Here is a 25,352-nt window from a genome sequence, read left to right as displayed (position 1 = left end):
CAGTCCGGCGTCGACCGTCCGGACGGGCCGCAGGTCCGGTTCACAGACCGCTGCGTAGCCGTTCATGGAGCGACGGCTAACGCAGCGGGGCGCTGATGGCAGCCCGAGCCGGTCACGGCTCCGGTTGCTCCTGGGTGGCGGCAATGTCGCCCATGGTCTGCCAGGGGACGCCGTTGCCGGGGGTGGCGCGCAGGGCAGCGGCGCGGGCGCGGTCCTTGGCGATCCATTCGGCGGCCTCGGGCGGGGCGTCGCCCTCGCGGCTCAGCCGCTCGTACAGCGCCACCCGGCGCTCGCAGACGTCGGCCTGAGCCTGCGGGTCGGGCACCAGCTGGTCGTGCAGCAGCCGGTGCCCGACCCCGTCGGTGAGCACGAGCATGGAGGTGGTGGTGTGCCGGGGCAGGCCGCCGGTCACCGGGTGCTCGTCTCCGTACCAGTGGTCGGCGGGGCCGGTGTGCTGCAGCAGCCACTGCTCCAGCCGCTGGGCCTGGTTCTCGGCGGTGCCGTACTTCGGGTCGGGCACGCCCGGGGCGTAGCGGACGCCGTAGGGATGCGCTCGTCGTCGGGCGTGCCGTCGGGCAGCAGCCGGGCCGGACGGTCGAAGGGGGCCCGCCAGGTCTCGACGGCGCCGGCGAACCGCTTGTGCGCGGACTGCTTGGTGATGCCCAAGGCGTCGCCGATCTCGTCCCAGCTGCTGCCCCGTTCGCGCTCGTAGACGGCGGCGCGTCGCATCACGTCCTCGGCGAGGGCCAGCAGGCCAGCGGCCCGGACGACGACGCGGCAACGGCCGGTAGCAACAGTTAAACCGGTTTGTTGCAGCAGAGCAGAACGAACGATGCCACTGCGCCACGGTCACCAGCCCCGGGGCAGCGCGCGGGCAGGGCCCTGCCGAGCGCTGCTACAGGCACAAGGTCCGCTGGATGTACGACGAGCGGGACATCCGCGCCGCCGGCCGGGCCTTCGCGGAGCTGGAGCTGGGCCTGGACGACGTCGTCGACGTGCAGCTGCCCCCGTACCGCGACATCCCGGAGCTGCTGGGCCGCTGGGAGCAGCGGGAGAGCGAGCTGACCGCCCGGGCCCGGCTCTGCTCCTGCGGGGCGCAGGGACCGTACTGGGGCGGTTGGAGGCGGTACAACACCAGGACGGGGTACGTTCACCATGTGCCCGCCCTCCGCCGGGGAAGCCTGCCAGCTGTACACCGGCCACCTGCGGGGCGTCCTCTACGAGTCGCTGCGCCGGCGCGGCACACGGGCCGACGACTACCTGTGCCGGTTGTGCAAGGAGAGCCCTGCGACGGCGTGGGATCACTGCCACGAGCACGGCTTTTTGCGCGGGCCTCTCTGCGGCAGTTGCAACGCCTTCAAGGGGAAGAGTTCCCCGGGCAGCTTCTTGGAGCGGCAGGAGGGGGCCGTGCTGCACTTGCTGGAGTGCCGCGGCTGCCTGGAACGGCGGACCCTGCCCGGCCGGTACCACGTCGCCATCGCCCAGAAGCATCTGGAGGCGACCGAGCGCCACCGCCACCGCGGCCGCCGATGGCGACGCCAGACGTGGGTCCGTCACGTGGAACTCGCCCACGGCGCAGCTCGTCCAGGTCGACGGCGTCGGCCTGCAGCGGACCCGGCTCCACCAGGCGATCGTCGGCCTCCTCCCCGGCGCGGTGCCGGATAACGAGGCGGCAGGCCTTGATCTCCGCCGGGGAGAGCGGCGCCTTCTGGACGGCGCGCAGGGCCCGGAGGGTACCGACGTGCGCCTCCAAGGTCTTGCTGGGGTGGCTGCGGTCGCCGAGGTCGGACAGGTAGGACAGGACCGCGTTGAGTTGGCCACTGGGAGGTGGCGCACCACAGGCTGTAGGAGCGCCAGCGGGTGTCCCGGGAAGTCGCGTGTGTGCTGCGGTACCGCGTCGATGAGCTTGCGGGCGGCGGACGCCGAGTCCGCTCACCGCTGCGGGTGCACACGTCCGGCTCCGCGCGGCGGCGGCGCAGCAGAGGGGTTCGGCTCGGGACGGGGACGAGTTCGGTCGATGTCATGGCCGGGGCCCTTGGGTGTCGTCGTCAGCGGCGGGCGGGGCCTGCCAGGTCAGGGTCTCCAGCGGCGGCCGCAGCGTGTCCGGGCGGGGCGCGGGAGCGACGTGACGGACGCCGCGTCACTGAAGAGGGCGCCCGCCGTCGTGCAAACGGCGAAGGGCTGCCGCTCGCTCACCGTGTCGCCGGCGGTCACCTGCCGGTGGTGCTGGGGCATCGTCAGAACCCCTCCCACGCCGCTGCCGTGCAGTTGTCGCACAGCGAGCTGGGGAAGTCGGCGGGCAGCAGCAAGCCGCAACTGCCCTCGCAGGCGTGCAGCTCGGTGTCGGTGTGGTCGGTGCCGCATCCCAGGCACAGCCGGACGGTGTCCGGTGCCGCCGCGACGGTGGCGGCCTCCAGCACCAGCGCCTCTTCCTCGCAGGTCGGGCAGACCTGCACCGGGCGGAGCCCGTCGACCCGGTCGTCGGGGGTCTGGCCGCGCACGATCCAGGCGTAGTCAAGCGCCGCCCCGGCCGGGTCCTGCCAGGCCAGCAGGCAGAAGCGGCAGGCCGGTTGCCCGTCGCCCACGACGAGGGCGGGCTGCGCGCACTCCGGGCATTCCACGGTGACAGCCGTGAGCGGGGCCAGGCCGGGGCGGATGTCCTTGGTGCGCTTGTCCACGTAGGCGGTGATCCCACGCAGCTGGGAACGCACCACGTTCATGGTCGTCGTCGCCGCGGCGGTCTCGGCCTTGTCGAGCCCGGGCAGTAGGTGGGTGTCGAGGAAGACCAGCAGGAAGTCAAGCGCGGCGGCGGCGCGGGCCTCGATGGCGGCCGGGCTCGCGGTCAGTCCCCAGTGGGCGAGAGCGTTGCGGTCGCGCGACAGCTTCTTGACCGCGGCGATGCCCTTGGCCGGCAGCGCCACCCCAGCGATCCTCTGGAGGCGGTCCATGGCCTCGGTCAGGGTGCAGGTGCTGAAGTCGCTCTTGTCGAACCGGGCGCGGGAGGCGCCGTCGGGCTTGGAGAACACCAGCGTCCAGTGCTCGCGCTGGAGCCGGGCCTTGAGGAGGGTCTCGGTCGCGTCCTGCAGACTGCGCACCGCGTACTTCAGGTCCCTCGGCGTCGGATCCACCCCGGGTGCCGTCGCGAGCCGGTTGGTGACGTCGACCAGGTAGTCCAGGCCGTTCTCGACGGGAGGAAAACGCAGTTCGGGCCGCTGCTGCGGCGCGGCGCTCACGCGGCGCCCTCCGGCCCAGTGCCGCCGGTGACATCGGTACCGGCGGGAAGGCAGGCCCTGACGGCCCCGCCGCGCCGGGCCTCGGTCACGGCTTTCGCGGCCGGAGCGGGGTAGCGGCCCTCGCGGGCGAGCCGGTTGACGAGGTCAGCGACGCTCATCCCGCGCCGGGCGGCCTCGGCCTCCAGCAGGTGCCGTCCGGTCGCGAGCGGGTCTTCCACGGGCTGCGGCCCGGGGATCTCCGTCGTCATCCTCTCCCCCTTGCACGCTCAGGGCTTCTGGACGAAGCCGTTGCGCACGCGGATATCCCGCGCGCGCCGATTGTCGTGTCCCCGGGTTTCTGATTCCGGGTAAGTGGAGGGTATCCGGAATCAGGATCCGGCGCGGCGCCGAGCACAACACCGCCCGGTTTTCAACCAGTTGAGCGGCCCGGCGGCCCGGACATCGTCATAACGGCGACAGACACCGATTTGAGCGCACCGACCCCCATGCAGGGGTAAGGGGGCGGGGAATGCACACCATGTCCCTGAGAGGCACACAACAGATGACACCAGATCAGAATGCATTTCCACGCACGTGATTCCGACTCAACTCTCATCGTGCTTTTGCGTCGAAGTCAGTCACACCGAGTCCAACGAAGATCGCTCTGAGGGCGTAAAGCCCTACCGGGCACGGCCGGGGAACGGGCCGGGCCTCAGCGACTTCGCATGAAGTGCGCCTCCGTCTCGCGACACGGCGGAGGCCGACCGATCTCGGCTTTGTGGGTGGCCTGGAGCGGAATGCACCGAGCTGCGGCCGTGCCGCCACCCTATACGGCGGCCGCTACGGCGTGCGGGGCGGTACGTGTTGGTCGGGTGGGGCGTATTCCGACCGTTGCCATGGGGGTGTCGGCGTGCCGTCCGGGTCCAAGCCGTGCGGCCACAGTGTTTCGAGTATGTCGTCGGTACAGCCGTGGTCGACGGCCTGCCGAAGGAGGCGCTGCGCTCCTTCCGTGTCCCCGGCCTCCTCCCGCATCATGACCAAGCGGTAGGGGGCTTCTGGGTCGCCATTGTCTGCGGCCATCAGGGCGAGGGTTTCGGCGCCCTCTCGCTCCCCGGCCGCCTCCGCCGCTAGCGCCAGGCGGTACACGACGTGGATGTTGCCATGGTCGGCGGCCTGCCGAAACAGGCGCTCCGCCATTTCCTTGAGCACGGCCACGTCCTGCCCCACAGCCAGGCGGTACAGGGCGTGGATGCTGCCGCCGTCGGCGGCCAGCTGAAAGAGGCGCTCGGCTCTGTCCTTGTCCCCGGCCTCGTCCTGCCTCACGGCCAAGCGGTACAGGCCGTCGGCCTTGCCGTGGGCAGCGGCTTCCCGGGCCAGGGTTGCGGCGTCTTCCAGATCCCCGGCCGCCCCCCGCGCGATCGCCAGGTGGGTCAGGGCGATGGCGCTGCCGTGGTCGGCGGCCTGCCGGAGGAGGTGTTCCGCCCTCCCAGCGTCTTTCCGTCCCAAGGCCAAGAGGAGCAGGGCACCGGTGCTGCCGTGGTCGGCGGCTTCCTGAGCCAGGTTCTCGGCGCCCTCCCGGTCTCCGGCGCGCTCCCGCATCTGCGACAGGCGGTACAAGGCGTCGATGCTGCCGCCGTCGGCGGCCTGCCGGAGGAGGGGCTGCACACCTTCCCGCTCTCCGGCCTCGTCCAGCAAAACGGCCAAGTCGTGCAGGGCGTCGATGCTGCCGCCGTCGGCGGCCAGCCGCAGGAGACGTTCCGCCCCTTCCCGGTCCCCGCCCCTCTTGCACTGGTCGGCCAGGAGGCGCAGGGCGTCGGTGCTGCCGTGGTCGGCGGCACGGTGGCTGAGAAGGTGGGCCCATTGCAGGCGGTGGCGGAGCCAGGCCGCTTTGGAAAGGTTGTACAGGTCGTCGGGGTGGGTGAGGCAAGTGTGGGCGGCGTGCCAGAAGGAGGCGGGCGGGCACAGTCGGCTTCGAGTGGTGCGGCCGTGTTGTTCGAGGTAGTCGGCGAGCCGGAACACCGGCCCTACAGGCGCTGAGGCGGGGGTGTCGGCAACGATGGAGGGGATGGAGGGGATGGAGGGGCGCCGTGGGGCTCGCGGGGTTGTGCGGCGCAGGGGTGCTTGTTTGCCGTGCACGAGTTGGGCCAGGGTGGCGAACGCCTGTTCCGCCCAGTCGTCGGTGAGCTGATCGTAGTCGCTGTCGGTGAGGTAGTCGGTGGCGGCGTCGATGAGGAAAGCCTGCGGGAGGTGGAGGCCGACGCCGAGGCGGCGTGCGTCCATCGCCGCTTCCAGCAGAGCTTTGGCGGCTGGGCTTGCGTGCTGGTAGCGGTTGAGGAGTGCGGGGGCGCCTGCCAGGTCCTGGGTGACGCGTCCGTCGGTGCTGGCCCGAGTGAGGGCGTCAGCCAGCAGCCGGTCGCCGTCCTCGGCGACGGCGGTTGCGGCGGCCAGGGCCTGGGCGTCGAAGGCGTCGGGGACGGTCAGGGTGTGTCCGGAGAGCAGTTCCCGCACCCGGCTGTGTGGATCTTCCTCATTCGGGGCGTGCAGGGCTGTGTACTGGTGCGCGTATTCGGGCCAGAGGGTGCCCAGTACAAGGACCGGCCCGCGCTCCGAGGTGACGAGCAGGTGGTGCACGGCCGCCGCGATCCGCTCCCCGGCCGCCCGGTCGCCCAGGTAGTGCTGGGCCTCGTTCAGCCACACCACCGTGCGGGGCTGAACCCGGTGCAGGTCCTCCAGCGCGGCCTCCGCGCGGGTCGGATCGAACGGATGCCACAGCCGCCATCCCTTCTGCGCGAGCGGCTGCACGGCCTCCCAACAGGCCCGCGTCTTCCCCGTCGACGAGGTGCCCACCAGGATCACGATCCGGCTGCGGCCGGCCGCCGCGTCCCTGGCCGCTCCGGCCAGCACCCGGTCATGCTCGCGGAGCACGTAACCCGGCAGCGCCCGCGTCCCGGACGAACCGGAGCCGGAAGCCGCCCGTCCCGGCCCCGCGGGGTGGACCTCCAGATCGTGCGGCTCCCACTCGGCGATCAGCCTGCCGGGCCCCGACCTTCCGCCGCTCTGCCCTCCGCTCCCCGCCGCATCCCGCTGTAGCGCCAACAACTCCTCGACCGGCAGTTTCAGCGCGCGGGCCAGTGCCGCCACCGTCTCCCTCGATGGCGCAGGCTTCTTGGGGGAGAGTGCCTCCGACACGGTCGTGCGCCCCAGCCCCGCCCGGGCGGCGAGCTGCGTCTGCTTCAGCCGGGCCTGCGCCCGCCCGTCGGCCAGCCTCCGGCGTAGCTCGGTGAGTGCCGGATTGTGGCCGTTTTGCTCGTCGCGCACGTGCTCGCCCCCGCAGCTGATGTGTTCTCCGCTGTCCATCTTCGTCCGGGCGCACCACAGCGCACACCGATTCCGCGACCTTCGACCAGGTCAACACCCCACCCTGTACAGGGAGTCTGTCGTGGCCGTCGCCATCGTCCTGCTGACCATCGCACTCGTCATCGTCGTCGGGCTACTCGCCGCGGCCGGCGCGGGCAAGCTCGCCCGCATGGACGGCGCCACCTACCCCGCCGCCTTCACTCGCGCCGCCATCACTTTCGCCGCGGTCATCACCCTCGCCGCCACCGTGACCGCAGCCCTCGCCGCCCTGCTCACTTAGTCACGAGGCGCTCGCTTCTCCGTCTGCCGCTGTCACCTGCCCAGTGCACACATCACACGAACGCGTGGCAACCGGTGCCGAACGCCTCTGCTCCCGAAGGCTGCGGCACCCTCGTCCAGGGGATCGACGGGGGTGGACGATAGACGGAGGCAGCGTGCACACGGAGGCGACGCTCGGCATGGTCGAGTCCGCGCGGGCCCGGCAGGCGGCATCCGAGCACGTTTCGGTGCTGGACACGGACATCACGCCGCAGGGGCGGAACCTCCTCCTGCGCCTTGGCCTGGTGAAGTCAGCGGACCGCGAGACGCGGGCCGAACTGTCTGCGTGGGAGGGCCGCCCGGTGCGCCGAGCGTAGGCGTCGCGCTCAGGCGGACGGGGCTCGGTCTTGCCGGACTCCCAGCCGGACACCGTGGCCCGGCGCACCTTCAGCGCGGTGGCCACTTCGTCGAACGCCGTCGGTGACAACCAGCCTGCCTATGTGACAACTACCGTGCTTCGGCTCAATCGTCCAGGTAATGCGCCACAGGATGGCTCCGGATTAGTAGTCGAGGTCCAGGTAGTCGATGTCGTTGATTTCCACGTCGGACAGTCCCGTAGCGCGACCGCCGCCGTCCTGGAAATAGATCTCCTTGAACCCTTCGGCGATGATTCCGCGCATCTGCTGGTCGCTGGCCCCGGCGTCGCGGGCGTTGAAGAGGCGCTGCGCGTACTCCGGGGGGAGGTGCACGGTGAGTCGCCGGAACCGTCCGTCGCCGGTCGTGCCGACGGCAGACGCGCGGCGGGCCGCACCAAGACGTTGCGGTCCGCCGAGTGTCTGGTTCGCAGGAGTCAGATCTGCTGCTGGATTAGGTAGAACCCGAGACCGACGGTGCCGGCGCCGGTGGCGTAGGCGGCGCCTCGCAGGGCGTGGTAGATGAGGGCGCTGCGTCGGCGGCCGCGGCGGATTCGGGAGGGCTGCTGTGTGGTGCGGGTGCGGCGGATTCGCGCGGTCTTGTCCTCGGTGCGGGTGTGGCGGCTAGTCTTCACGGTAGGTGCTCCGTTCTTCGGGGCGCTGTGTGGTCCGGCGGGGGCTGGGCGGCCTAGGAACCTTCGGCCCCGAGCTGGACTCCTGCGTTTCAGGGGCGGCCGGCGAGTTCGTGGATGCGGTCGGCCAGGCGGGCGTCGGGGCGGCAGACCAGGCCGTCGGCGGTGTGATGGTCGGCCAGCTGGTCGACGTCGGCCTCCAGTCCGCCGGTCAGGACTGCCCTGCTGGCGTCGCGGCGGGCGGAGTCGTTGGTGAAGTGCTCCAGCGCCTTGAGGAACGCCTGGGTGTCGACTTCGCGATCCCGGGGCGTATCCGGGCAGAACAGAGCGGTCACCTGCCGCTTCCAGAACTTCGCCTCACGCTCGTCGCCGAGAGCAAGGTGGTCGAGGTAAAGGCAGTACGCCGCGCCGCTGGAGCCAGCGCCGGCAGCGAAGCGCCACCAGAAGCGGGCGCTTTCGGGGTGGTGGGCGAGGTAGAGCATGCAGGCGAAGACCTGGACGCCCTCGATGTCGACGCCGTCGGTCCAGCCGTCGAACTGCGCGACGGTGTCGTCGCCGCCGAGCAGCGCGGTCAGCTCCTCCATGTGCGCGGCCGCCCCGGCCTGGGTGACCACCACCCGGGTCATGACGCCGAGCCGGCGCCGGGCGCTGGGGTGGCCGCCGATGGGTGCCGGGTCGGGGGACGGGAGGTGAGCGGTGTCGCGGGCGATGCGGCGCAGCCCGGCGCCGACATCGAAGGCGCGGCGGGGCTCGCAGACGGCGTTGTCGGCGTCGGCGAAGAGCTGTTCCCAGGTGTCGCTCACTGGGCGTCCTCCTTCTTGATCGGCCGCGTGGCGCGGCGGTGGATGGGGGCGAGGCGCTCCTGGGCCTTGCGGATGTGGTGAGTGACGGTGCCGGGCGTGAGGCCCATGTACCAGGCGATCCTCTTGGTGTCGTACCTGCCGATGAAGCGCAGGACGATCGCGTCGAACTGGCGCGGGGGCAGCTTGGCGAGGGCCGGGTACAGGCCGATGCCGCTGTCGCGCGCGGCGAGTTCCTCGCGGCAGCCGCCGATCAGTTCGTCGATGATGGCGCGGCGCAGAATCTGCCAGGTCTGCGCCTGCAGGTCCGGCTCGGTGAGCAGGGTGTCCCAGCGGGTGCGGATCTCCACGTAGGCGCGGTGGACGGCCTTCTCCGCCCGTTCGTTGGTCAGCAGGATCTTCAGCGCGAAGTCGTGGAACGTCTCCTGGTTGGTGAGGTAGTGGGCCTCGAACTCCAGAGGGAGCTGGAGCGGGGCCTCCTCGGCCACCGGCATGTGGCCGTCCTCACGAACGTCGTCGGTCATGGGGTGTCTTCGGTCCTCTTCGTTGAGGGCTGACGGAAAGAGCGGCTCCCGAGGCACCGCTGGGGATCACTCAACCGGCCCAATCGGCCGAACACGCATGCGCGGCCTTACGAATTTCACGCAGTGCGGTCGGCTCGGCGCCCAATGTGATCAATGGAGCGGTCGGCGTCCCTCTGACCTGCATGGACAGTCACTCAAAGAGGTGACGCGTGCGCGTTGCGTGATCGACGTCACAAGGGGGTGCTCCCGATGCGTGGGTGACTTCTCGCCACCATCGAGTGAATTTCGCCAAACTCTGCTCCTTGGCAGACGAGTTAGGCCCGGAGGGGCCGCCCCGCTCTTCGGCCCGGCGGCCCCTGGAGCCCGGTGTCCTCACGGCGCGAATTGCGCGCTCTCGACCCTCGGTCACACCGTCTGTTCCAGGCGCCGCGGCAGGACCTGGCGGCCGGCCTTCTCCTCTCGGGCCCGGCCCAGCGCAGCGGCCTCGGTGGCCGCGGTCTGACGGCGCCACTGGGCGCGGGCCTGCTCGATCGGGGCTGGCGCATTGGCCGGGAAGTCGTCGGGCTTCGGGGAACGCGCGGCGAGCCAGCTCCTGCAGCGCGGCGGTCTGCCGCTCCGTCGCCTGGGCGATGGCCGGATCCACGCGGGACGGCGGCGCGGCCGGACCGGCGGCCGCCGTGGTGGGGGCGGTCTTCCCGGGCGTGGGCGGCAGGACGTGCAGGGTGCGCACGCCCGCGTTCGGCACCTGCTCGTTGGCCGGCGTGATCAGCTTCGGCGCGATCCAGCGCACCTTCGTGCCGTACGCCGGGGCGTCGGGGGCGACGTCCAGGCGTACGGTGTCCGCGTCGAACTTCACCGCCTGGACGTGTCCGGCGAACTCGGGCGCGACGGCGGCGAGGATGGCTTCGAACCGCGCGAGGACGCTGCCACCGGCGGCCGGGGCGGCCATGCCGCGCTCGGTCATCATCGTGACCGGCGCACGGAGCCAGAGCAGCTCACGGCCATCGCGCCGTACAGCCGCGTCGATATCCCGCTCGGCGTCTCCTTTCAGTTCCCGTCCAACTCGGCAATAGAGAAACCTTTCGGGAGCCTGTGCTCACCGTGAACGAGGGTCTGCGTCACGGCCAGAATGTCTCGAGGCCACCGCTGAACGCCCCGACGAGAAGGTGACCTTCACGGAGATTCTCGAGCGCTCGAAACTTCCTGAGCGTCAGCAGAGCAACGAGCACGCAGCTCTCAGCCGCATCTCCGCGCAGCTGTTCAAGGAGAAGCGCTGGCCCATCGAGGACAGTCAAGGCGACTCCGACAGCACCACGGGCAAGGCCGAGGTGCTCTACTGGATGGACAGCCGCGTGGCCGCCTGGTGGCGCGATATCACGCAGTGACGGCTGCTGGACCCGTACGGCTACGGGCACGCAGGACTGGTCACAGGCCGATTCCGTCAGTGGCGGCGTCCTCGAACATCTCGCCCCCGTCGATGTACTCCCAGAACACCGGCGAGTTGGCCGACCAGCCGCCCTGGGTGCGCAGCTTCTCGACCCGCTTTCCGTTCTTGCGGCCGGTGGTGACCAAGCCCCGCCGGCCGGAGTGGCCGGTGATGCGGCGTCCGGTCAGGCCCGCGTACTTCGCTGCGCGGGTCACGGCGCGGCCGATGCCGTCCGCTGCGGGCGGGGCTCGATGCCCCCGTGTACGGGCGCGGCCGCCGCGGCGTCATCACGTGACGTTTTGGCGGTGCGCGCCACCGGTGGGGCGTCCGGGGCCCTCCGCGCGGCACGGTTCCGGGCAGTCTCCGTTGCGCTGGCGGCGGTTCGCTTCCGGCGGGGTACGCCGCGTTCTTCAAGGTCTTCGGCATGCCATACGAAGGAGACATCGCCGCCGTACTCGGGTGGTTCCTCATCGGTGCCAGAGCCCGGGAGGCACTGCTCGACTTCTACCTGGAACGCTGAGCATGGCAGCTAACCGACCACCGCGAGAGGGCGTCCAACAACCGATTCGGGCGGCACCCGGGTGCGCGGTCTGATCGTGCAGGGCACCCACGAGGGCCTGGCGGCGGCGCGGGCCCGCGGGGAGCGCATCGGCCGGCCACCCGCGATGAACGAGGAACAGGTGCGGCACGCACGGGGCCTGCTCACGGATCCGGAGAACACCATCATGGCCGGGACGCCCTCCTACCAGGCGACACCGGCCGCAGGGTGCCGCAACCACGAGGTTGAACCGCACGGGTCCGTCGTGGCTCACGGGTTCTGCCAGTCAACAGGGGCTCAACGGCTATCAGCACATGCCGAAGACCATCCGGGAGCCCACGCTTAGCTCCATGGACTACCTCGACACAGTGCTTCATGAGATTCAGCAAGATGTGACATACGGGGATCCGCCCGGTGGCCCGTACCAACTGTGCGTCGTGGTGGGGGGCGTCCGGTTCAAGGGTCGTGTGGTCCCTCCGAATCGCTTCGCGCAGTCCTTGCCGCCACTGGGCGAGCTGACGGAGAGCCACCGAGCTGGCTCCGGGTACTTCCTGCACCTGCGCGCAATGGAAGGCGCGGGCATCACGTCCGGCGCCCCGCGGGTGGTGCGCTTCCGCCTGGACAACATTGACGCGTGGTGGGCCGAGTAGCTGCTCCACAGATATACGACCTGGCGTCACTGTTACCGGCGTTCGAGCGACGCATCGTCTCCAGGGGGTGTCCGTCGGCGGAGGGTGTATGGCGCCTGATGCTGGAGCATCCGGCGCACAGCCTCCAGGTGCCATCGGTCGCTGCGCCGGGGCGGAATCTGCTCCGCTTCAAGCCGACGACAGATCTCACGGAGTGATGTGCCCGCCGCCCGTAGCTCCCGAGCTCGGGCGAGACCGACCTGTTCGGCGGGCTGTTCGACAAGTTCTCCGCCAACAGCCCGCCACCCATAGGGCGGAGCACCGTATGCGTACCCGCCCTGGACTGCCTTCTCCTTGCGCCCTGCCCTGAGCCGGGCCACGATCATCGAGTGCTCCAGTTCGGAGAAGACGCCCATCATCTGCCGCATGACCGTGCGCATGGGATCTTCAGGATCGTCCTGAAGGATTTCGCCCTGATCAGTGGTGAAGGCGTGGCCGTTGCTCTTCCAAACTTGGGCCAAAATGGCCTCCTGCGTCACGAGACGACGGGCAAGCCGATCGAGCCTGCCGACGACGATCCCCGCTGCCTGGCCGTCTTCTACTTCGCTGAGTGCGTCGGCCAGCGCGGGGCGCTCGGGAGCGGGAAGCGTCCCTGAGTACCCCTCGTCCCGATGCACAGCACCCCTGAGCGCGTGGCCTTGCTGCCGGCACCAGGCACGGATCACCTTCTCCTGGACCGCCAGGCCGAAGCCGTCCTCCACCTGCCGGTCGGTACTGACGCGGATACACCCGACGAGCTCCATGCGGGCATGGTGCCGCAGGGGACTGACATCCCCAGCGATAACTGTGACACCCAAAGTCCTCCAGGCACTACCGCATGCCTGCCGGAAGCCGCAATTCCGTGAAGGGCCACCCCAGCCGGGCGGCATACTTCGGTACTGCCGACCTCACCCGGCTGTCTCGACTGGATCGCCGTCCCAGCCGAGACGTCCGGGCCGCCACCTACCCACAGCGCCCCGAGACCCCCCGGGGCGGTCGGCGCCGCTCACCACTTCGTACAGGAAGAAGACGGGCACACTCGGGGGTCCTTCGGTGTGCCCTGGTGCTTCATGTACGAACTCCTTCGTGCCTCACTGCCTGAGTTCCTCGGCAGTCTCGGCGCTGCACTGGTCCTTAGCGCTTCTGCCTGGGGGGCCGCACGTCTTCGCGGACGCTGGGCCCGCCAGCGGTCATCCGAAACGGAAGAACAGCCGTAGTCGGGCTGCGGGCTCATAGTGATCAGTCGACCCACCATGAGCCCGCAGCAGGTGGTGGCACTGTCTGCGGCGGTGGTCACGACAACGGTCGTTGCTTTCGAGGCCGTAGACCGTCGTCTAGGTGGCTTCCCGAGTCGATGGCAGATCTTCGTCGGCGCGGCCGCCGGCGCCGAGCGTCCGCCTGATGGTGGCGAAGTCGGCGTGTGCCGCCTCGACGGCTTCGGGGTACGCCTCGCGCTTGGCGTGCTCGGCGAGCGCCCGGTAGATGCGGATCGCCACGGAGGCTGAGAATCTGTTGGCCGACGCGCCGGACCCCGAGGCGTCCGTGCTTGGCCCGTGGGTCTGATCACGCACTCCACGGCCGGGTTCATCGATCCCGGCTTCGTCGGCCACATCACCCTCGAGCTGGCCAACCTGGCGCCTCTGCCGATCGTGCTGTGGCCGGGCATGAAGATCGGGCAGCTCGCGGTGTTCGAGCTGAGTGGCCCAGCGGAGTTCCCCTACGGCAGCGCGGTCCGGGGATCGCGGTATCAGGGACAGCGCGGGCCCACCGCTTCTCGGTCGTGGCGGGAGTTTCACCGAACTTCGATCTCCACCCGCGACTAGGGTGCGGCCATGTCTAACGCATGGGAGACGGGGTCCACCCCGTGGCTGCGCAGTCATCAACCTCAGACCACGCATGGCGTCGAGCCCAACTCAGTGCAGTGCATGTTCTGCGGCGGCCAGAGCGTCAAGCGCTCCGAGTCGGACAACGATCAGGATCCCGGCCGCATCGAGCTGTACTGCGACAACAGCGTGTGTGACGCGCGGGAGATGGTTCTCCTGGTCGTGCGGGACGGCGCCGATGCCGGATCACGTGCCGACGTCAGGGCGCTCGACTTGATCGATGACGGGACGCTGGACGTGCACACGGCGTTCCCTCCTGAGGCAAAGTTGTACTCGCCTGCCGACCTCATGGAGGACGACGGCAAAGAGGTGGAGCGGAGGATGCGGAAACCCTCGTCTGAGGACTGAGATCCCGCGCTGATCGGCTACCGTGCATGACGGTGCCCCGCCTGCTTCTCTCAGGCGGGGCACCGTCGCGCGGGGACCAGCGTTCTACTTCTCGGAGGTCGGGTTGACCGAGAGCTTTGGGCGCACTTCACCGCTTTGCTGAATCCATCGAATGTGGGCGGCCGTGAGTCGAGGCGACTTCCCGATGTATGTGAAGGGGATCCGCCGAGCCTGAATCGACTCGACGACCCAGTTCTCCGTCTTACTCAGCGCGCCAGCCTCCGCTGGCGTGAATGCCCTCAACTCCACGTATTCGGGAGAAACGATTGCGGTGGCTAGCTGCTCAGCAACCTGGCCAGCCGTTGGATGACTTCCTCGAGTACATCTGGTCGGTCTTCGCTGGCTGATGCGTTTGTCACGGCTGGTGTCCTCACTTCTCGATGGCGCGGTACTGGACGGGTCGATCCTGCAGCTTGGTAAGCAGGCCGGCATCCGCGAGCTTGCGGAGGGCCCAGCGTGCTCGCTTCTCCTGCTGCCGCTTGTCGCCTTCACCCTGGCCGGCGTCCCGGAGCGCGGTGACGGCCCGCTGGGTGTCCCACAGGCCGCCGATGGTTCGCACCGAATGCTCCAGCGTCTCAAGCTTGTTCACTAGCCCTCACTTCTGATCGGGGATGGGGCGGTGGGCGCTGAGCCAGGCGCTGTAGTCATCGGCTAGATCGCACAGGACGTTCACGGACGGCTCCTCGTCCGGTCGAAGGTCCCACTGGATGTTCGTGACGAGCCAGTAGTCCTCATTTCCGTTGGTCGTCTCGACAAGGAACGTCTCGCCGATGTGGGGGAGGGCAGGGAGGACGCACACCTGGTCGTCGTCGCCGAGCCACAGGGTGACCTTGACGCTTCCAGCGGGTTGGACGGCGTGGGCGGGTCCGATGACTGCGACCGTGCGGCCATGTCGAGTGAGCGCGGTGACCTGACCCGTGGTACGGGCGTGGTCGGCGATATCACCGAGCCGCGCGCGGGCGGCTTCTATGCCCAGACTCTTCTCCATGAAGAAACCTTAAGGTTCGTAAGGTTTGACGGCAAGGTGTTCTCCCCTCAACGGCACGGACGGGCATGGCTCCTGACCGGCGATAAGCTCACATATCACCAGCCAAGATCGGTAGTGAAGTGACGTGAGAGAAACCGAGATCGTCGAAGCCGAACTCATCGACGACAGACCACTCCCCGTCCCCGCAGCAGGGCACTGTCCCCTGCTGCCCGCCGAGTTCGACGACGACCTCCGCGCACACCTCGCCGCACTCGACGCCGCCTCCGACGAACACGCCGCCGACCAACGCCCCGACAACACCACCCGCTCCTACGCCTCCGACTGGAAGACCTGGACCGCCTTCTGCGCCCAGCTCGGCATCCCACCCACCGCCGCCACCCGCGGAACCCTCCGAGCCTTCGTCAAATACCTGTGGGAGCAGGAGAAGCGCGCCTACTCCACCATCGACCGCAAACTCGCCGGCGTCGTCGTCACCCTCAGGCGCCCGCCCTACAACGTCCTCGTCGACCCCGACGCCACCCGCGCCGCGCGGGAACTGCTGAAGGACTACCGCAAGAAGGCCGCCGAAGCGGAGGAACCCGAGCGCGGCCGCGGCAAGGCCCCCGCCCTGCGCATCGACACACTCCGCCTCATCGTCTCCAAGTGCGACACCGACATCTTCGGCCTCCGCGACCGCGCCATGCTCCTCCTCGGTTTCTCCATCGCCGCCCGCCGCGCCGAGCTGGCCGGCCTGCGCCTGAGGAACATCCGCGACGACGAGCACGGCCTCCTCGTTCACGTCGCCGTCTCCAAGACCGACCCCCGCACCGTGCCCGTCCCCTACGGCCGAAACCCGGACACGTGCCCTGTCCGGACCTGGCACGCCTGGCGCACCGCCGCCGGCATCACCGACCCCGACCGGCACGCCTTCCGCCGCATCCACCACACCGGCGCAGTCCAACCTCAAGGACTCACCCCGCAACGCGCTGGCGACATCATCACCGCCGCAGGCCTGCGCGCCGGGGTGGATGAGTTGTTCACCGGCCACTCGGTGCGCTCCGGCATGGCCACCGAAGCCCGCCGCCGCGGCAAGGACCGCAAGGCCATCGCCGCCATCACCGGCCACAAGGCCGGCTCCAAGGTCCTCGACGGCTACATGCAGATCGTCGACCAGTGGGACGAGCAGGACAACGCACTGATCGGAATCGGCCTGTGACCACCTCACACGAACGCGGCGCCCACGCCATCCTCGACCGCATGCTCAGCACGGAGGACACCGCCGTAGCGTTCGTCCGCACACGCAAGCGCCTAGCAGACGGCAACCACTTCAGCCCCTCCTACGTGGCCGCAGTGGGGCAGATGCACCGAGCCGAACCCGGACAGTGGCCCGTCCATCAAGTCGCGGCCTTCCTCGACATCCATGCGGCGGTCGGCGCCGGCCGCTACGCGCTGGTGGAAGTCGAGGTCGCCGCCGCTCCTCGCCCCGACGCCGATCGAGATGTGAACGCGGCTGCCCTGAAGGATCTGCCAGATCCGTTCAGTGCCGAGCTGGACCTGGACCAGAACGCAGCGGACGAAGACGGCACGATTTCCTGGAAAGACGCCATCACCGCAGTCCGATCAACAAGCGTGGCCTTCTCCGCCGGCTGCCAGAAGTCGGAACCCGTCACAGCACCAGTCCTTGTGCGGCCTTCCCGGATCCCCTTGGAGGTGGGCACAACCATGCCCAGCCGAACCCTGATGCATCTGGAGCAAGACGGCGGAGTGGCCCGATGGGCGTACGGCAGCACGGATCTGTACCTCCTGCTGAACCTGCGGCATCCGCTCCTGGCCTGACAACGACACTCCGGCTTTCGTTGGTAGTAGCCCACCGCCCAGACCGTCCCGGGGCCGCCCTTCTCCGCGGGCCCGGGATTATCACTTCCGGCTCTGACCAGGGGATCCTTGGATGAACGCACCCGGCATGAACTCGTAGCACGCGTCGCCTCCTCCTGTCGGAAGCGGGTCGGCGCCTCGGAAAGGGTGACAGCAGACCGAGGCGCCTGGAGGCGTGCGATGCCGATTCACGAGCTGATCCACCACACCGAGACCGTGCTGCACTGGTACGACCTGATCCGGGTGTTCGGGGGTGATCTGGTTCAGGTGGTCCGGTGGGTGCTGCGCCCGGGCACGGGCCGGCACCGACGTTCGCAGGGCTAGCGCTTGATCTCGCCCGCGGTGGACGGGGACCCGCCGAGTTTCCACCCGGTGGCTTGGCGGGCCCGGAACGTCTGCCCGTCCTCGATGCGGGCCTTGTTGCGGGCGAACTCGCGCTCGGCGGCCGCGGTGTTCCACTGTCGCGGCGCCGCCGGTTTTCCGCTGCTGGCCTTCTGCGCTTGGGTGAGGCAGGAGGCGTGGCAGGTCTTGCCCGACCGGGCTTTGGCTGTGGCGGCCTTGCCGAGCGGCTTGCGGCAGATAGGGCACGAGCGGGCGGCGCCGTAGCGGGGCTTGCGCTGGGTCACGGACGGCAGCGTAGCGGGCCCACGGTCAGCTGGGGTGGTATTGGGACTGCTTCGCCGATTCGGGGGGCGTGTAGAGCTCCGAGGACAATACGCGGACGGGCCGCACGGAGTGGTCCGGCGCGCAAGGAGGAGATCATGGCGGTTCAGCTCGGCAACGGCGTCACCCTGGAGGGCTTCCGCCTGAACGCCGAAGACGGCAGCATCCTCGAGGCCATGTACACGGACTACCTCCTGGAGGAGTTCCAGCGCATCGAGGAACTCGCCTTCGGAAACCCCGTGGCCCCTTACCTGATCACCATGTTCATCAAAGTCGACGACGAGCACGCGGGCTTTCTGTCGTTGGACCGGCACAACAACGCCGTCGAGATCATCTACGTCAAGCCCGACTTCCGCCACCGCGGCCTGGCCACCCTCGCCCTGCAGGAACTGATGCGCCACAGTCCGACCAAGCTGGCGCTGAAGACCCCGCTTTCACCCGGCGGCGAAGCGCTCGCCAGCCAGCTCGAACTGGGCCTGGAGGACAACTTCCCCCACGAAGAGGCAAGGAACCAGGAAGCGTTGCGAACCATGGCCGCTGGCGTGAGGGCTACCTGCCGACACACGACCCGCCGGAACCCGCTGAAGCCCTGCCCGCGCTGCTACCAGGCCGCCCTACGGCGCTACGCGAGCCACGTCATCGACAAGTTCGTGCAGTAGCGCGTGGCGTGCTGGTCTTGCTGGGGGCGAGCTGGCGTAACGCAGCTCGCCCCCAGCGACAGCAGTGGTCAGTAGCGGGCCTGCGCCCAGAGCACGATCAGGCTGACGGCACCGCTGCCAACGCCGTAGGCCAGGCCGCGGGTGACCTGCTGGCCGATCTGCCACTCCCGCATTCGCCGGCGTAAGCGTTGCCTGCGGCCCTCCGGCTCGTCCTTGTTGTCGTCGCTTGTCGACTTGCTAGTGTCGTCGTGCATGAGTGGTCTCCCTTTCCGTGTGGGGACCCGCGCGGGGACCTTCCGCCCCTATTGCCCGGCCAGGCGTTGAAAGGGCGGGAGGTCCTGCCGCGCGGTCGGGCTGAGCGCCCGTCACAGAAGCGTGCCCGCCCGATCGTGGTCCCGCAAGGGGCGTTTGTGCAGGTAGCAGGCTCGTGAACTACGAAGATGGGTCTGCCCCAACGGGGTTCACGAATTGAGAAACTTTCTCCGAGCGGCGGCCTCAGCTTGCCGGGGGCGTGTCCCAGAAGAAGCCGGTGTGGGCAACGACGTCCGCGATGACGGGTGGTCTGCGGTCGGCGAGGAGGGGGTGGGTGGCGGCCATCTGCCGGATCAGCATGTTGGGGTAGCGGGAGACGATGGGCCGGCCGCCCTGGCCGAGGATCACCGCGTGCTCGCCGGCGGCTGGGGTGGGCCGCTTGGGCAGGTACGCCTTCAACGCGCTAACCGTCAGGGGCTCCAGGACGTGCTGCGGGCCGAGGGCTTCGTAGTCGTAGTCGGGTGCCCGGACTTCGTAGGTGCCGTCGGGCTGGGGGTACAGGTGGCGCATGTCGAGGCGGACGACTCGCCGGGTGGAGCGCACGCGGTGACCTTGAGGTCCACCCCGTGCGTCCCGATCTCGTCGTGGAGTTCGAGGCGGACACCTCCGTCGACGAGGGCCGCTACTCGCGCACCACGTCGCCGTCGTTATCTCGGGTGCCGAATGAGCGTCAGGCACGTTAGGTAAGTGCCCTTCGGACCCACATGCCTGACGGATATCCGAGGGTTGTCAGGCACGTTGGGCACATCCGTGTCGGCCCCAACTTCATTTCGACCGAAACAAGGTCACAAGTTGGGCAGCCGATGCTCCCCGCACACAGGTAGAAGGCGGCACCGCTCACTCGGCACCCCCTGTTGCTGCTGGCCTGTGTGAGTAGTAGCGGTACAGAAAGTGCCGCAACTGCTCACACCCGTCGGCGAGGGCCCGGCTTCATCGGATCGGTGCGGGAGACGCGCCAGGGACGGCTTCCCCGAACCGGGTGAGCTCCAGAAGTTGGCCGTCGCGTGTGCGGCGCCAAGTGATGCTGTTCGCATCGGTGAACTCGAATTCGACAGGGCGGGCGTAGGTGGAGGCAAACGCCTCGTACCAGCTGGCCTCGTCACTATCCACGGTCATCATGACGCGCTGCTTGCCGGGGATCATGAGGTGCCAAAAGTCCTTAAGGTCCCTCTGTCTCATCACCCACAACCGGTAGATCGGCTGGTCACTGTCATTCACGATCAAGATGGTGGGCTCGGCACCGTCGGGGAGGCTGATGAAGCCGTACACGAGCCGGGCCTGGGCTCGCCGCTCGTTCTGCCGTTGAGCTAGGTCTCGCCGCGCCTCCCGCCTGACGAGGGCGATTGCGGTAAATAGCGCGCTGACGGTGCCGACGGCGCCAGCGATGGTTGCCCAGGCGAGAATCCAGTCGGTCACCAACGGGGTGGTGGTCACTGGAATAGGCATCATAGGAGCACCGTAGGCGCCGAATCTGTCGGGATATGCAGGCCACCCCGCAGCATCACCCGCACGTCGGCGTGACGTAGCCGCGCTCGGCAACGGCGGCGCCAAGCCGAGTGCGGCTACGCCGAACAGGAGTCCAGGAAGTGTTTCGGTCGAAACACTTCGCAGACGAGCCGAGTCGCACTTGCCTTACTTGCCTGACAGCGGACCAGGCTGTCTGACCTGCGCGAAGGGCCTTCATCCCCCAGACAACTGCCGCTGCGGCCGAGGCGACCCTCTCCGTATGGATCATCGTCTTCTGATCCCAGCCGCTGAGAACGATGCGGCTGCTGCGAGAGACTTTGCCCTGCTCGGATCCTTGCTGCTGGCCGTCGCCTGCGGAACGAAGCCTCTACCGGCTCCAAGATCATGACCCGGCGACGGGCCGGACCTCTCCTCTCAGAGCTTCAAGATCATTCCGCTGCCCCTCTAGCGCGTATCTCGGTCACACCCCTCATGGCACCGGAGCTGGTCGTGGAAGTCGGCGTCGACGTCGCTCGCGATAGTGGTGGCCGTTGGCGGCGACCATGGCTTGCTCGCGGTGGGCGCCGGAGAACGCGGCGTACGCCTGGGCGGGATCGGTCTCGTCGCCCTCGTCGTACACGTCGCCGGCCCAGGGGCGGTGGCGCGGCCGGGTCGCCGGCGGCCGGGTCAACGGTCTGGGGCAGCCTCTTGAGGGCGCATGCGTAGTCCACGCGCGGAGGATGAGCACCCGGATCACCTTGCGTCTCCGGCACTCCGGTGGCCGGTGGCCAGGGGGAGACACGAAGCGGCTGCTGCACCAGTGGGCACAGCAGCCGCTGTTCCATGCGCCACGGGCACATGGCGTGGTCGGACGCGCGGGCGTCGTACCGGTCGACCATCTTGGCGATCTCTTTGATCCGCCGCTGGTTGGCGCCGTCGCCGTCGATCGCGCTCAGCGCGACGCGGTACTCGTTGGCCAGCTCCTCCAGGTAGGTGGCCTCGGTGACGGGGTGGACCCCGAGGCGGCCGAAGGAGTTGTGCGTCATCACGATCGCGTCCCAGTCGCCGGTGGCGCACCGGGCCGCGAACAGCATCCGTGAGCGGGCGTCGGCGAGGTCCTTCTTGCCCGCCATGAGGATCTTGGCGTTGGGGAACAGCTTCTTGCCGTCCCGGGAGATCTGCTCAAGCAGGTGGTTCGGGACGACGATCATTGGCTTGTTGACCAGGCCGAGCTGTTTGAGCTTGACCGCCGTCATGAACATCGTGGCCGTCTTGCCGGCGCCGACCGGGTACGGGCACAGCGAGCCCTCTTCCGCGCTCAGCACGCGCTGGACGAAGTCCCACTGGTGCTCGTACGGCTTGAACTCCGGGTGCATGCCGTCTACCGTCAGGTGGGAGCCGTCGTGCTTGGGCAGGACCGTGGAGTTGAAGATGCGATTGTAGTCGGTGGCCAGGCGCTCCGCCCGGTCGGGGTCCTCCCACACCCAGCTCGCGAAGCGGCGCATCAGCGCCGTCATCTTCGACTCCGCGAGCATCGTCTCCTTGTCGTTGCGCACCCGCAGCGAGCCGCCGTCGGCCGTGCGGAAGGTGTCGTAGACCTTCGGGGCCTGCCCGTTCAGCGCGAGGTCGAGCAGCTCGAAGGCGTTGACGCGGGACGTGCCCCACTCGCTGGTCGCGGCCTCCGGGATCGTCATCGGCATGTCGACGTTCCACGTCGCCGTCTTGGCCACGTGGATGATGTCGACCCGGACGCCCAGCATCTCCTGGGCGAACGCGGTGACGTCCTCGACCGGAATCCACGGGGCGCCGAGCTTGGCCTTGATGTCCTCCGGCGGCAGCGGTTCCGGCTGCACCTCGCGCAGGGCGTCGACGTGCCGCTGGAGGTCGTCGCGGCCCTGCGACAGCAGGAATTCGGCGCGCTCCAGTTTGTCCACTACCGGCCCGGACAGGTACGCGCCGCGGGTCAGCAGTTCGTCGCTGTCCGGGTCGGGGAAGGCCAGGTCCCCGAGCGGCGCCGGGCACCTGGCCTTCTTCGATCCCGAGGAGCTGCGCGATGGTGGGGACGTCGACCTTGTTCTTGTAGTTCAGGCAGAGCGACAGCGCCTCTTCCGGCGTCTCCGCCGACGTCGGCCGCTCGATGCGGCGGTTGACCCGGTGCAGCAGCAGCGGGGCCTTGTCCGCCTTCTGCGTCTCGTCGTCGAAGTCCTCCAGGGCGAGGACGGACACGAAGTCCGGGTCACGGCGGAACCCACCGAGGCGCGGGTAGTGGCGGCTGACCGCTTTCTCCCCCGTCTCCTCGTCGACCTGGTCCTCGGCCAGGGTGAAGCGGTTGATCGGGCCGTGCGCCTTGACGTAGGCGTCGTAGAGCCGGTTCACCTCGGCGCGCAGCGGGTCGAGCTGCGCGTCAGGGGTGTCGTGATCGGTCTCCGCCTCGATCAGCTTCAGCGTGGCGTCGCGCAGCGCGATGAGCTTGGGCAGTTCCTTGCCCGCGCGCTCGCTTATTCGTCGGTGTTCATCATGAGTGCTCTCGCGGCGGACTACGGCTGGGTGTCCGTGCGGGGCCAGGGCCGCACGGGAGGAACGGTAGGGCCGGGCTCGGACATCGCTGGGTCACTGCTGTCGCTGTCGTCGGGGCGCAGGCGGCGGTTGAGGAGGCGGCCGAGCGTGTGCACGGCGGTCTGGATGGCCAGGCGGTCGGCGGTGGTGAGCTGGGTTTCCAGCTGCGGGTGGTCGCTGCTCACGGCGGTCCATCCGGCGGGCTCGAAGGGATCGGGGTGGAACCTGACGCTGGAGGTTTCTCCGGCTTTGGGCTGGCGGAGGGTCAGGTCGACGCCGTGGATAACGGCTTGACCCTCACCGCCGACGGGTACGGCGGTCCGAAACGCCGTCAGATGCTCCTGGTAGGGGGTGTCTAGTTCGACCCAGTGCTTCTGTGCGGCCTCCTGAGCAGCGGCCAGTTGCGCGAGAAGGCTCTCGCCTGCGTCCACCTTCCGGTCGGGGTTGGTGGAGTCCTCCAGCAGGATGCCGATTCGGTCCAGGGCGATGCTCAGGTGCCAGGCGGCGCTGGTGACCCAGTCGGGTCGCTCGGTGAGCATCGCGGGCCGGACCAGGGACCAGGCTTGGTGGGCGAGTTCCCGCACCGGCTCGGCGGTGAGCGGCGCGTAGGCCGGGAGGGTGCCGGCGGGCTCGGCGGTCTTGTCGGTGGGTTCGACGCCGCGGGCGCGCAGGTCGTCGTAGACGGTGTCGCGGGAGACATCGGCGGCGCGGGCGAGTTCGGCGACGGTGCGGGTGCCCGCCCACCAGGCGGCGGCCATTAGATCGGCGCGGTTGTCGGCGAGGCGGTCGCGGCGGGTGGCCCAACCGCGCAGGGCGGCCAGTGCGGCGCCGCGCACGTCCGTCGGTTCGGTGTCGAGTGGGTCGACAGTGGAGTCCATGCCCCACACGCTATGTCGACTCACTCGACATGTCGACCGATTCGACACTTTCGAGTCTTCCCGGGAAGCGGAGTTGACGACTCCTCATGTCCGTTTTATCGCCTCGGATATGGCACGTTATCCGAGGCGACATGACATCGCATCGACTGCACCACGAGAGGCGTGCAGAATTCTCGCCGAGTTCTACAGAGTTCTCCATCGACGACTGTGGGAGCCCCTGGCAGACTTGTGCGCCATATAGAACCCACATAGAACGCGGCAAGGATCGCCCGGAGGGCTCATGAGGATCGTTATCGAGGGAGCGTCACCTGAGTTCGAGCGCAAGCTCCTCGACCTGCTCGCCGCGCACCGTGACGAACTGGCTGTCGCCGTCGACACGGAGTGGAGCACCGAGCGCGCCGCCCGGTACCTGCAGACCCTCCCGGCTGCAGCACGCCGCTTCCTGGAGTTCGTCGTCAATGCCAAGGGGCACGCCGACGCCGAAGCACTGCGCTCCGAGTTCGGATCCCTGCGCGGACCGACCATCGCACTGTCACGTGCCATGCCGCGCGGGGTGAGAGCGGGCTGGTGGCCCGAGGGCACCCCCGCCCCGATCCAGCCCATCTACGACCCATCCAATCCCTCCTGGCAGCGGGCCGTCGCGTACGTCATGGACAAGAAGGTGCTCGCCGTCTTTGGCGAAGCGTTGTGGGCGATCACCGGCCACGGACCGGGCATCGGCCCCGACGACATCGCTCAGCTGGAGGAAGAGCGCCAGCGAGATGAGGAAGAGCGCGCGGCCCGGGAGGAAGCACTGACGAAGGAGTTTGAGGCCGTAGAAGGGGAGATCGAGGATGAGGGAGAGCACCCGGCCACGACCGGCTGGCCCGACGACGACGCCCCACTGACTCCCGCCCCTGGCTGGGGGCCCGCTGACGGTGCCCCGAGGGCCCTGGGTGGCAACTCCGGCGGAGGCGACAAGTGACACCGAAGTTAGCGGGTTGCGCGCCTAACCCCCTGCGCCCGCAAAGTCGGCGCAGCCCGTCCGAGAGACGGGCCGTACCGACTATTTGGAGGTCCCCCGTGTGCCCCGCCTGCGACGCAGTCCACTCCGTCCGAACCACGGAGTGAGGCCCGTATCCCGGCATCTCCCGCCAGCACTTCGGCAAGTTGCTCGAGAACTTGCGCCGCGCTGGGAGGCGGCCCGTGAGTCCGCGCGCGCCGAGCGGCGGGGCGGTGCCCGCCGACGGGCCCGTGGTGCCGGGCGCAGGCAGAAGCTGGTCTTCACAGACAGGCTGCTGGTCACCCTCGTGTACCTGCGGCTCGGGGTGCCGCACGCCGCAGTGGCCGAGCTGTACGGCGTGGACCGCTCCACCGTCTCCGGCGGGATCCGTGAAGTCCGTGCCCTGCTCGCCGCCCGAGGCTTCGCCGTCCCCGACCGCCCAGGGCTGCGCATCCGCACCCTGGAGGACCTCTTCGCCTACGCCGAGTCCGAGAACATCACAGTGTGCATGGACGGAACCGAAGTCCAAGCCGGCCGCCCCCAGGCGGGACGACCGGGCCGTAAGGCGTTCGTCTCGGGCAAGAAGAAGCAGAACACCATCAAGACCACCACCTTCAGCGACCACCAGGGCCGCGCCCTCTTCTCCGGCGTCATGCGCCCGGGCCGCATGCATGATCAAACTGCGGTGCGAACCGAGGGCATCGCCGAGCTGTTCCACCAGCATCCCGACGTGAAAGCCGAGGTGGACGAGGGCTACCGCGGGTACCCCAATTTCACCCCCGGTCGTTACCGGCGACCTTTCGCCGCACCCACGGCGTCACCTACTGAGGTTGAACTCGTGGTGTCGTGCTGTTGTCAGGCGGGTCTGATGGTCAGTCCGGTCTCGGCGAGGCAGCCGTCTATGAGGTGGCTGCGG

The 25,352-nt window shown here is 69.0% G+C and carries 31 protein-coding genes and 3 pseudogenes; 14 read left to right on the top strand and 20 right to left on the bottom strand.

What is annotated here, in order from left to right; translation table 11 throughout:
• Nucleotides 1–112: 112 nt before the first annotated feature.
• Nucleotides 113–520, bottom strand: a complete 408-nt coding sequence (locus tag AB0J12_RS37355) for a hypothetical protein (protein WP_363269214.1) — start codon at nucleotides 518–520, stop codon at nucleotides 113–115.
• Between the two features lie 635 nt (nucleotides 521–1,155).
• Between AB0J12_RS37355 and AB0J12_RS37350 the strand changes: the two genes are divergently transcribed.
• Complete coding sequence (locus AB0J12_RS37350; RefSeq protein WP_363269213.1) at nucleotides 1,156–1,665, top strand: endonuclease domain-containing protein; 510 nt, start codon at nucleotides 1,156–1,158, stop codon at nucleotides 1,663–1,665.
• Nucleotides 1,666–2,237: 572 nt separating this feature from the next.
• Here the strand turns inward: AB0J12_RS37350 and AB0J12_RS37345 are convergent.
• The 3 genes from AB0J12_RS37345 to AB0J12_RS37335 form a co-directional block, all read right to left on the bottom strand.
• Nucleotides 2,238–3,233, bottom strand: a complete 996-nt coding sequence (locus AB0J12_RS37345) for a hypothetical protein (RefSeq protein WP_363269212.1) — start codon at nucleotides 3,231–3,233, stop codon at nucleotides 2,238–2,240.
• A complete protein-coding gene (locus AB0J12_RS37340; protein WP_363269211.1) occupies nucleotides 3,230–3,481 on the bottom strand; it encodes a hypothetical protein in 252 nt (83 codons plus the stop codon). Before AB0J12_RS37340 ends, AB0J12_RS37345 begins: the two co-directional genes overlap by 4 nt.
• A 571-nt stretch (nucleotides 3,482–4,052) precedes the next feature.
• On the bottom strand, nucleotides 4,053–6,530 hold the full coding sequence (locus AB0J12_RS37335) for a helix-turn-helix domain-containing protein (RefSeq protein ID WP_363269210.1): 2,478 nt from the start codon (nucleotides 6,528–6,530) through the stop codon (nucleotides 4,053–4,055).
• A gap of 121 nt (nucleotides 6,531–6,651) precedes the next feature.
• Here AB0J12_RS37335 and AB0J12_RS37330 point away from each other — a divergent pair, with 121 nt between their 5' ends.
• On the top strand, nucleotides 6,652–6,849 hold the full coding sequence (locus AB0J12_RS37330) for a hypothetical protein (RefSeq protein ID WP_363269209.1): 198 nt from the start codon (nucleotides 6,652–6,654) through the stop codon (nucleotides 6,847–6,849).
• A 154-nt stretch (nucleotides 6,850–7,003) separates the two neighbouring features.
• Entirely contained in the window at nucleotides 7,004–7,204 is a 201-nt protein-coding gene (locus tag AB0J12_RS37325; protein WP_363269235.1) for a hypothetical protein, read from the top strand.
• Here the strand turns inward: AB0J12_RS37325 and AB0J12_RS37320 are convergent.
• The 5 genes and pseudogenes from AB0J12_RS37320 to AB0J12_RS37300 form a co-directional block, all read right to left on the bottom strand.
• Nucleotides 7,195–7,296, bottom strand: a pseudogene (locus AB0J12_RS37320) (helix-turn-helix transcriptional regulator); the annotation flags it as partial. The gene AB0J12_RS37325 and the pseudogene AB0J12_RS37320 sit on opposite strands and share 10 nt — an antisense overlap.
• A 91-nt stretch (nucleotides 7,297–7,387) precedes the next feature.
• Nucleotides 7,388–7,615: pseudogene (locus AB0J12_RS37315) on the bottom strand (XRE family transcriptional regulator); the annotation flags it as partial.
• 62 nt (nucleotides 7,616–7,677) lie between these two features.
• Nucleotides 7,678–7,875, bottom strand: a complete 198-nt coding sequence (locus AB0J12_RS37310) for a hypothetical protein (RefSeq protein ID WP_363269207.1) — start codon at nucleotides 7,873–7,875, stop codon at nucleotides 7,678–7,680.
• Nucleotides 7,876–7,964: 89 nt separating this feature from the next.
• A complete protein-coding gene (locus AB0J12_RS37305; RefSeq protein ID WP_363269206.1) occupies nucleotides 7,965–8,675 on the bottom strand; it encodes a hypothetical protein in 711 nt (236 codons plus the stop codon).
• Nucleotides 8,672–9,196, bottom strand: coding sequence for a sigma-70 family RNA polymerase sigma factor (locus tag AB0J12_RS37300; RefSeq protein ID WP_363269205.1), 525 nt, complete (start codon nucleotides 9,194–9,196; stop codon nucleotides 8,672–8,674). The genes AB0J12_RS37305 and AB0J12_RS37300 overlap by 4 nt, the downstream gene beginning before the upstream one ends.
• An 865-nt stretch (nucleotides 9,197–10,061) precedes the next feature.
• On the opposite strand from AB0J12_RS37300, the gene AB0J12_RS37295 reads away from it, so the two are divergent.
• Together AB0J12_RS37295 and AB0J12_RS37290 are read left to right on the top strand one after the other, a co-directional pair.
• Nucleotides 10,062–10,301 carry a hypothetical protein gene (locus AB0J12_RS37295; protein ID WP_363269204.1) on the top strand — a complete coding sequence of 80 codons (240 nt, stop codon included), beginning with the start codon at nucleotides 10,062–10,064 and terminating at the stop codon, nucleotides 10,299–10,301.
• Between the two features lie 61 nt (nucleotides 10,302–10,362).
• The gene (locus AB0J12_RS37290; protein ID WP_363269203.1) at nucleotides 10,363–10,581 is read left to right on the top strand and encodes a hypothetical protein; all 219 of its coding nucleotides are present in this window, start codon (nucleotides 10,363–10,365) and stop codon (nucleotides 10,579–10,581) included.
• A 40-nt stretch (nucleotides 10,582–10,621) separates the two neighbouring features.
• On the opposite strand, the gene AB0J12_RS37285 is transcribed toward AB0J12_RS37290, so the two are convergent.
• Nucleotides 10,622–10,837 (bottom strand): hypothetical protein, encoded by a 216-nt coding sequence (locus AB0J12_RS37285; protein WP_363269202.1) that lies wholly within the window; start codon nucleotides 10,835–10,837, stop codon nucleotides 10,622–10,624.
• 673 nt (nucleotides 10,838–11,510) lie between these two features.
• Here AB0J12_RS37285 and AB0J12_RS37280 point away from each other — a divergent pair.
• Nucleotides 11,511–11,810: a hypothetical protein gene (locus AB0J12_RS37280; RefSeq protein ID WP_363269201.1), complete on the top strand. Its 300-nt coding sequence runs from the start codon at nucleotides 11,511–11,513 to the stop codon at nucleotides 11,808–11,810.
• A gap of 32 nt (nucleotides 11,811–11,842) precedes the next feature.
• Here AB0J12_RS37280 and AB0J12_RS37275 read toward each other — a convergent pair whose 3' ends face one another.
• Together AB0J12_RS37275 and AB0J12_RS37270 are read right to left on the bottom strand one after the other, a co-directional pair.
• A complete protein-coding gene (locus AB0J12_RS37275; protein WP_363269200.1) occupies nucleotides 11,843–12,592 on the bottom strand; it encodes a recombinase family protein in 750 nt (249 codons plus the stop codon).
• 570 nt (nucleotides 12,593–13,162) lie between these two features.
• Nucleotides 13,163–13,324, bottom strand: coding sequence for a hypothetical protein (locus AB0J12_RS37270; protein WP_363269198.1), 162 nt, complete (start codon nucleotides 13,322–13,324; stop codon nucleotides 13,163–13,165).
• 57 nt (nucleotides 13,325–13,381) lie between these two features.
• Here AB0J12_RS37270 and AB0J12_RS37265 point away from each other — a divergent pair.
• Nucleotides 13,382–13,651: pseudogene (locus AB0J12_RS37265) on the top strand (dCTP deaminase); the annotation flags it as partial.
• A 9-nt stretch (nucleotides 13,652–13,660) separates the two neighbouring features.
• On the top strand, nucleotides 13,661–14,059 hold the full coding sequence (locus tag AB0J12_RS37260) for a hypothetical protein (RefSeq protein ID WP_363269195.1): 399 nt from the start codon (nucleotides 13,661–13,663) through the stop codon (nucleotides 14,057–14,059).
• Nucleotides 14,060–14,468: 409 nt separating this feature from the next.
• On the opposite strand, the gene AB0J12_RS37255 is transcribed toward AB0J12_RS37260, so the two are convergent.
• Nucleotides 14,469–14,687, bottom strand: coding sequence for a hypothetical protein (locus AB0J12_RS37255; RefSeq protein WP_363269194.1), 219 nt, complete (start codon nucleotides 14,685–14,687; stop codon nucleotides 14,469–14,471).
• A gap of 6 nt (nucleotides 14,688–14,693) precedes the next feature.
• Nucleotides 14,694–15,086, bottom strand: coding sequence for a hypothetical protein (locus AB0J12_RS37250; protein WP_363269193.1), 393 nt, complete (start codon nucleotides 15,084–15,086; stop codon nucleotides 14,694–14,696).
• Between the two features lie 124 nt (nucleotides 15,087–15,210).
• On the opposite strand from AB0J12_RS37250, the gene AB0J12_RS37245 reads away from it, so the two are divergent.
• From AB0J12_RS37245 to AB0J12_RS37235, 3 genes are all read left to right on the top strand, one after another.
• Nucleotides 15,211–16,281: a site-specific integrase gene (locus tag AB0J12_RS37245; protein ID WP_363269191.1), complete on the top strand. Its 1,071-nt coding sequence runs from the start codon at nucleotides 15,211–15,213 to the stop codon at nucleotides 16,279–16,281.
• 41 nt (nucleotides 16,282–16,322) lie between these two features.
• Nucleotides 16,323–16,901: a hypothetical protein gene (locus AB0J12_RS37240; protein WP_363269190.1), complete on the top strand. Its 579-nt coding sequence runs from the start codon at nucleotides 16,323–16,325 to the stop codon at nucleotides 16,899–16,901.
• Between the two features lie 219 nt (nucleotides 16,902–17,120).
• Nucleotides 17,121–17,264 carry a hypothetical protein gene (locus AB0J12_RS37235; protein ID WP_363269189.1) on the top strand — a complete coding sequence of 48 codons (144 nt, stop codon included), beginning with the start codon at nucleotides 17,121–17,123 and terminating at the stop codon, nucleotides 17,262–17,264.
• On the opposite strand, the gene AB0J12_RS37230 is transcribed toward AB0J12_RS37235, so the two are convergent.
• On the bottom strand, nucleotides 17,261–17,566 hold the full coding sequence (locus AB0J12_RS37230; RefSeq protein ID WP_363269188.1) for a hypothetical protein: 306 nt from the start codon (nucleotides 17,564–17,566) through the stop codon (nucleotides 17,261–17,263). The two genes, AB0J12_RS37235 and AB0J12_RS37230, sit on opposite strands and share 4 nt — an antisense overlap.
• 135 nt (nucleotides 17,567–17,701) lie before the next feature.
• Between AB0J12_RS37230 and AB0J12_RS37225 the strand changes: the two genes are divergently transcribed.
• Entirely contained in the window at nucleotides 17,702–18,262 is a 561-nt protein-coding gene (locus AB0J12_RS37225; RefSeq protein WP_363269186.1) for a GNAT family N-acetyltransferase, read from the top strand.
• 68 nt (nucleotides 18,263–18,330) lie between these two features.
• Here the strand turns inward: AB0J12_RS37225 and AB0J12_RS37220 are convergent, their stop codons facing one another.
• From AB0J12_RS37220 to AB0J12_RS37200, 5 genes are all read right to left on the bottom strand, one after another.
• A complete protein-coding gene (locus AB0J12_RS37220) occupies nucleotides 18,331–18,516 on the bottom strand; it encodes a hypothetical protein (protein WP_363269185.1) in 186 nt (61 codons plus the stop codon).
• A gap of 241 nt (nucleotides 18,517–18,757) precedes the next feature.
• Nucleotides 18,758–19,117, bottom strand: coding sequence for a hypothetical protein (locus AB0J12_RS37215; RefSeq protein WP_363269184.1), 360 nt, complete (start codon nucleotides 19,115–19,117; stop codon nucleotides 18,758–18,760).
• A 387-nt stretch (nucleotides 19,118–19,504) separates the two neighbouring features.
• Nucleotides 19,505–20,008, bottom strand: coding sequence for a hypothetical protein (locus tag AB0J12_RS37210; RefSeq protein ID WP_363269183.1), 504 nt, complete (start codon nucleotides 20,006–20,008; stop codon nucleotides 19,505–19,507).
• A 461-nt stretch (nucleotides 20,009–20,469) separates the two neighbouring features.
• Nucleotides 20,470–21,954, bottom strand: a complete 1,485-nt coding sequence (locus tag AB0J12_RS37205; RefSeq protein WP_363269182.1) for a DEAD/DEAH box helicase family protein — start codon at nucleotides 21,952–21,954, stop codon at nucleotides 20,470–20,472.
• Between the two features lie 603 nt (nucleotides 21,955–22,557).
• A complete protein-coding gene (locus tag AB0J12_RS37200) occupies nucleotides 22,558–23,454 on the bottom strand; it encodes a hypothetical protein (RefSeq protein ID WP_363269181.1) in 897 nt (298 codons plus the stop codon).
• Between the two features lie 280 nt (nucleotides 23,455–23,734).
• On the opposite strand from AB0J12_RS37200, the gene AB0J12_RS37195 reads away from it, so the two are divergent.
• Both AB0J12_RS37195 and AB0J12_RS37190 read left to right on the top strand, forming a co-directional pair.
• The gene (locus AB0J12_RS37195) at nucleotides 23,735–24,418 is read left to right on the top strand and encodes a hypothetical protein (RefSeq protein WP_363269180.1); all 684 of its coding nucleotides are present in this window, start codon (nucleotides 23,735–23,737) and stop codon (nucleotides 24,416–24,418) included.
• Nucleotides 24,419–24,518: 100 nt separating this feature from the next.
• Nucleotides 24,519–25,352, top strand: an 834-nt coding sequence (locus AB0J12_RS37190; RefSeq protein ID WP_363269179.1) for a transposase family protein, incomplete at its 3' end; no start/stop codon positions are given.

The sequence above is a fragment of the Streptomyces sp. NPDC049915 genome (assembly GCF_040656475.1).
GTDB lineage: Bacteria > Actinomycetota > Actinomycetes > Streptomycetales > Streptomycetaceae > Streptomyces.
This window is presented reverse-complemented; position numbering and strand designations above follow the sequence as displayed.

Bases quoted from the DNA above. Each gene is read 5' to 3' on its own strand.
- AB0J12_RS37350 (WP_363269213.1), top strand. From the start codon at position 1,156: ATGTGCCCGCCCTCCGCCGGGGAAGCCTGCCAGCTGTACACCGGCCAC.
- AB0J12_RS37340 (WP_363269211.1), bottom strand. From the start codon at position 3,481: ATGACGACGGAGATCCCCGGGCCGCAGCCCGTGGAAGACCCGCTCGCG.
- AB0J12_RS37300 (WP_363269205.1), bottom strand. From the start codon at position 9,196: ATGACCGACGACGTTCGTGAGGACGGCCACATGCCGGTGGCCGAGGAG.
- AB0J12_RS37280 (WP_363269201.1), top strand. From the start codon at position 11,511: ATGGACTACCTCGACACAGTGCTTCATGAGATTCAGCAAGATGTGACA.
- AB0J12_RS37275 (WP_363269200.1), bottom strand. From the start codon at position 12,592: ATGGAGCTCGTCGGGTGTATCCGCGTCAGTACCGACCGGCAGGTGGAG.
- AB0J12_RS37260 (WP_363269195.1), top strand. From the start codon at position 13,661: ATGTCTAACGCATGGGAGACGGGGTCCACCCCGTGGCTGCGCAGTCAT.
- AB0J12_RS37250 (WP_363269193.1), bottom strand. From the start codon at position 15,086: ATGGAGAAGAGTCTGGGCATAGAAGCCGCCCGCGCGCGGCTCGGTGAT.
- AB0J12_RS37240 (WP_363269190.1), top strand. From the start codon at position 16,323: ATGCTCAGCACGGAGGACACCGCCGTAGCGTTCGTCCGCACACGCAAG.
- AB0J12_RS37235 (WP_363269189.1), top strand. From the start codon at position 17,121: ATGCCGATTCACGAGCTGATCCACCACACCGAGACCGTGCTGCACTGG.
- AB0J12_RS37225 (WP_363269186.1), top strand. From the start codon at position 17,702: ATGGCGGTTCAGCTCGGCAACGGCGTCACCCTGGAGGGCTTCCGCCTG.
- AB0J12_RS37220 (WP_363269185.1), bottom strand. From the start codon at position 18,516: ATGCACGACGACACTAGCAAGTCGACAAGCGACGACAACAAGGACGAG.
- AB0J12_RS37200 (WP_363269181.1), bottom strand. From the start codon at position 23,454: ATGGACTCCACTGTCGACCCACTCGACACCGAACCGACGGACGTGCGC.
- AB0J12_RS37195 (WP_363269180.1), top strand. From the start codon at position 23,735: ATGAGGATCGTTATCGAGGGAGCGTCACCTGAGTTCGAGCGCAAGCTC.